Source organism: Sphingobium sp. BHU LFT2 (assembly GCF_018604485.1).
In the GTDB taxonomy this organism is placed as follows: Bacteria; Pseudomonadota; Alphaproteobacteria; order Sphingomonadales; family Sphingomonadaceae; genus Sphingobium; species Sphingobium yanoikuyae_A.
The window spans coordinates 1-4,613 of the sequence record NZ_JAFCGW010000045.1; the positions used below are offsets into that span (position 1 = coordinate 1).

Sequence of the window (4,613 nt, forward strand, 5' to 3'; positions counted from 1 at the left end):
ACCCCGGCAGATTCCCGCTGCCCCCCTCACCTCCGGCTGTTCGCCACGTGGCAGGGCCGATGGCCGCTGAGCCATCGCCCTTCCGGCGATTTGAAGAAGGAGTGAATGACATGACGATCCAGTATATCCCCCTGAGCAACCTCGTTCCCAGCCCCCGCAATGTGCGAAAGGTCAAGGCGGACGTGACCGGGCTTGCCCTGAGCCTCGCGGCCGAAGGCCTGATCCAGAACCTTGTCGTGGCCGAGCGTGAGGACGGCAAGTTCGAGGTCATCGCGGGCGAGCGGCGCAGAAGGGCCATGGTCCAGCTGGTCAAGGCAGGCACGTGGGAGCGCGATGTCGAGATACCGTGCGTCGTGCGCGATACCGAGGCAGCCACCACGGTCAGCTATGCCGAGAACGCGCAGCGGGTCGCCATGCACCCTGCCGACGCCATCCGTGCATTCGGTACGATGCAGGCCGAAGGACATGGCGAGGAAGCCATCGCCCACCGCTATGGCTATGATCCGCGCGAGGTCCGCAAGATGCTGGCGCTGGCCAATGTCAGTCCCAAGGTCATCAACGCGCTCGCATCTGACAAGATCGATTTGCCTTGCGCGCAGGCGTTCACCCTCACCGATGATCATAAGCGGCAGGAACGGGTGTTGAAGCGCGCCCGCACAGCCCATGAGGTTCGCAGCCTTTTGACCGAAACCAAGGTGACGACCGGACACCGGCTGTTCCGGTTCGTGGGCAGTGATGCCTATGAGGCGGCAGGCGGCACCCTGACGCGCGATCTGTTTGCCAAGGATGGCGAGGGCTATGCCAACGACCCGGACCTTGTGCAGCGGCTTGCTGATGAAAAGCTGGACGCGATGAGCGCGGAGGCCGAGGCCGATGGGTGGGGCGAGGTCATTGCCGCCGAGCAGACCCCCTATGAAAGCTATAACTGGCACCGGCTCCAGCCCGACCAGAAAGCGCAGCGCCTTACCGAGGCGCAAGAGGCGCAACTGGCTGACTTGCAGGCCAAGCGGGAGGCCCGTCTTGTCGCGCTGGCCGAGAGAGGCGCAGTGGATGAGGATTTCGATCCTGAGTGGGATGACGAACTGGTCGAGATCGATGCCGCCATTGAGGGGCTGGGCGAGATCGAGCGCAGCTATTCGCCCGATGCCAAAGCCGGTGCGCTGCTGCTGATCGTGATCGACCATCAGGGCATGGCGAGTTCGACCGCCTACACCCGCAAGTCCCAGCGCACTATCGCCCGCGATGCGAGCGGCACCCCCCTCCTCCGCCCGCTCTATGATGCGCGCATGACCGAGGAACTGTCGCGGATGCGCACCGCCGCGCTACAAGCCGAGGTGGCAAGGAACCAGCGTCTTGCTTTCGCTGTCCTGCTGGACGCCCTGCTGCCGATCCTGACGAGCCATTTCGCCTCTCCCCATGCGATCCAGCTTCGTGCAGGCACGGGCATTCAGGAGCCGGTGCAGCATTTCGACTATAATACGCGGTCTATGGCCTCGCCCTTCGATGGCGTGGCGGACCTCATGGCCAGCGTTCCGGATGATGCCGACGAGCGGTTCAACTGGGTGCTGGCGCTGGACGATGAGAGCATGGCGCGGATGCTGGCCGCCTGCTCCGGTGCGCTGATCGACGCCCGACAGGGCAAATATGCTGAACGTGAGCGGCTCCAATCGGTCGACCGCATTGCCCGTGCCGCCAGTCTGGACATGCGCGATCACTGGGAGGCGGGGATCGAGTTCTTCACCGCAATCAGCAAGAAGGCCTTGCTCGCCGCACTGACGCAGGCCTGCGGGGAAGAGGCGGCGGACAATTGCGCCAAGCTCGGCAAGCAGGATCTGGCTCTGGCCTGCGCCGAGCGTGTGCCGGGGCGCGGATGGCTCCCCCCTGCCCTTCTCACCCCCGAAATGGAGCCGGGCCAGACGGTCGAGGAAGGTGATGGCGACAGCGCAGGCGAGACCATCGCCGACAACGACGACAGCCACATGGCCATTGCGGCCGAATGAAACCGCAGGGGAGCCCGTCAGCGGCTCCCCTCCCCTTCCCCGCATTGAGGAGATTGATGATGAACCAGGTTACAGCCCCGATCTCGCTGCCGCTTCATGCCGATGAGGCCGCCGCCATTCTGGAAGCCCTTGGGCAGGCCAATCGCGCAGGTCGCATAGGGTCGCTCGAAACCCAGCGCCGCACATGGGTTGCCCATCGCCTCGCCCGACTGGTCGAGCAGCAAGGGGCAATAGGCTGACGGTCGGGGCGGCGGCTTCTCTCCATTTCCGTCGTCCCCGCGCCCAGCGCCGCCATCGCAGGATGGCGGCGCGTTTTCGTCCCGGTGTGACGAAAAATCCGCGCGGCCCATCGGGCCGCGCGGGCGCATTCATGCTGAAGGGCTGTGGTGTCAGTATCCGCGCGTCAGGCGTGTCATCTCCGCCATCTCACGCATGATCCGCATTTCCGGGCTGTTCTGCAATTCACGCATCAGACGAAGGCCCGGAATCTTGTCCATCTCACGCGCAAGACGCATCGCGGGATTGTTCTCAACCTGCTGAATGGCGCGCATCGCAGGGCTTTCCATCACGTCACGCATGGCTCGTAGGGAGGGACTATTGAGCGCATCGAAGATAGCAGAAGGGCCGCCAGCGTCCCGCAGTGCGCCCGTCGCCATGGCGAGCTTGCCGTAATTGATACCCTCGGAGACAGGCCGTGCCGCTGCTTCGGCTTCGCGCCGCTCGCGCGCTTTGGCGAGAAAGTCCTCGCCCTGCGCCTTCCACTTCACCTGGAGGCGGCGGATCGTGGCGCTGTCGGGGTTGCGCAAGACCCGCTTGATCGCCGTGGTCGGGCGCAGGGAGGCATTGCGTACCATGTGACCCGCGATCTGCCCGAGGGTTTTTTCGTCATTGAGGCCAGTGCCATGGGGACGGCCCCGTCCGCGCTTGTTCGTTCCGTTCATCTTGGCGATCCTTTCATTTGCTGCACCGACTATCCGCAAATGAAACGGCGACTTCAATGACGATAAATCAGGAAGAGAAGCGAGAATAATTCGCCCTTCTGGAGCGCTCGCCCAGCAGAAAAGCGAGATTAATTCCGCAAAGGACATCGCTCTGGCGAAGCCGCGCCATCAGGCCGGGGCCTTGAGCCTCTCGTCAACCTCGTCCCAGATATCCTTGCGGTCCGCCAGCACCGCAATCTGGCCGAGAGCAAGCAGACCCATCGTGCCCGTGAACAGCAGGACTTCGCATATCTCGCCGTCCTCATAATTGCCTTCGACATATTCACCCACCATCCGCCGGGAGATTTGGCGAAGCCCGCCATGAGTGTAGCTGTTCATCGCATTCCAATAGGCGCTCTTCAGATCGGAGAGGATCGTGCCGGCGAACTGTTCGGTTTCCTCAAGCCCTTCGATCCATTTCGCGAAATGCTCTGGCATGGCGTCGGTGCTGATGAAGGCCTCGATCTGCTCATCCGTCGCGCAATAATGGAGCCATGCGCCGCGAAACATTCCAGCTGGCATCGTACCAGCGCGAAACCACTGGCGTAGAGGGCGTGCTCCAGCAGCCGGGCAATGGCGGTCTGATGCTCGATAGCGATATCGAACAACTGGGCCGGGATGCGGTGGTGGTGGTCGCCCCTCACCTCGACGCCATGCAGCCTGCTGGCGATCCAGCTGGAGGCCTCCTTTGCCTGCGCCAAGGCGGCCTGTATCTCCTCGCTCTGCTCCATGGCGCGCGCCTCCCTTCGACTTTCGCGCAGCCTAGCGAGCCGCTGGCTACAGCGCCATCATGACTGGGAGCAGAGCCTCGGAAGTACGCGCGGGAGCGGACTCATTGACGGAATGAATCAGTCTGCTCCCGGTGATTCAAATTACTCGTCGGACAGCTCCGGTGCCGGGGCCTAGAATGTCCCGCATGGATGTCGTCATGCCTGCCGAGCCCCTGTTCACACCGATCGCGCTGGTCGCGATCGACGACAGCCGCAACATTCGTCGCCGCTACGAGATCCATGTCTCCCTCGATTTGTTCGGCGTCTATGTCGTGGATACGCGATGGGGACGGATAGGCGGACATACGCAGAAAAAGCGCCACTCCTTCGCTGATGAGAATGGCGCGCGGCGGCATGTGGCGGCGACCCTCAGCCGCCGATCAAGCGCGACGCGGCGCATCGGAACAGCCTATCGCCGGGTGGCGGTTTCCCCGCTGGGCTGAGGGCGGCATTGCCCTGCTGCCTGACTTTGCATGTGCAAATTGATCGGCTGATTTTGCACATGCAAAGTCGGTATGCCCGTTCATAAGCGGCGATGCTTATCGGCGGTCGGTCTTGTCGTCATGATGAAAAGTGGGTTGGGCGCGGCCCGTACGGGCACGGCTCTATCTGCGCCTGACGGCTCCGACCGTGCCACCGTTCCGGCGTCTCGTCGCATGCGCGTGACGATCCTCGCGCGGGGCAGCTTCGCGGCCCGATAGCGCCGGCCATGCCGGCACCCTCCCCTGTTCCTGAACGGGGAAAGAGGCGCGCCGCCCCCTCTCCCCAGCAACGACAATCAGCCGGGCCGTGGCTCGCTCGGCTGCGCCTCCCTGCGCCCGCTCCACCCCGGCAGATTCCCGCTGCCCCCCTCACCTCCGGCT

The 4,613-nt window shown here is 63.7% G+C and carries 6 protein-coding genes; 4 read left to right on the forward strand and 2 right to left on the reverse strand.

Going from position 1 to position 4,613, the window contains the following annotated elements; all coding sequences use genetic code 11:
• The first annotated feature begins 110 nt into the window (after positions 1-110).
• Positions 111-2,000 (forward strand): ParB/RepB/Spo0J family partition protein, encoded by a 1,890-nt coding sequence (locus tag JQK15_RS26170; RefSeq protein WP_214869528.1) that lies wholly within the window; start codon positions 111-113, stop codon positions 1,998-2,000.
• A 59-nt stretch (positions 2,001-2,059) separates the two neighbouring features.
• Positions 2,060-2,239, forward strand: a complete 180-nt coding sequence (locus JQK15_RS26175; protein ID WP_214869530.1) for a hypothetical protein — start codon at positions 2,060-2,062, stop codon at positions 2,237-2,239.
• A 150-nt stretch (positions 2,240-2,389) separates the two neighbouring features.
• Here JQK15_RS26175 and JQK15_RS26180 read toward each other — a convergent pair whose 3' ends face one another.
• A complete protein-coding gene (locus JQK15_RS26180; RefSeq protein WP_214869532.1) occupies positions 2,390-2,941 on the reverse strand; it encodes a hypothetical protein in 552 nt (183 codons plus the stop codon).
• A gap of 168 nt (positions 2,942-3,109) precedes the next feature.
• Entirely contained in the window at positions 3,110-3,490 is a 381-nt protein-coding gene (locus JQK15_RS26185; RefSeq protein WP_214869534.1) for a DUF6988 family protein, read from the reverse strand.
• On the opposite strand from JQK15_RS26185, the gene JQK15_RS26190 reads away from it, so the two are divergent.
• Together JQK15_RS26190 and JQK15_RS26195 are read left to right on the forward strand one after the other, a co-directional pair.
• Positions 3,475-3,774: a hypothetical protein gene (locus tag JQK15_RS26190; RefSeq protein ID WP_214869536.1), complete on the forward strand. Its 300-nt coding sequence runs from the start codon at positions 3,475-3,477 to the stop codon at positions 3,772-3,774. The genes JQK15_RS26185 and JQK15_RS26190 overlap by 16 nt on opposite strands.
• Positions 3,775-3,896: 122 nt before the next feature.
• Positions 3,897-4,193, forward strand: a complete 297-nt coding sequence (locus tag JQK15_RS26195; RefSeq protein WP_251008077.1) for a WGR domain-containing protein — start codon at positions 3,897-3,899, stop codon at positions 4,191-4,193.
• The last annotated feature ends 420 nt before the right edge of the window (positions 4,194-4,613 follow it).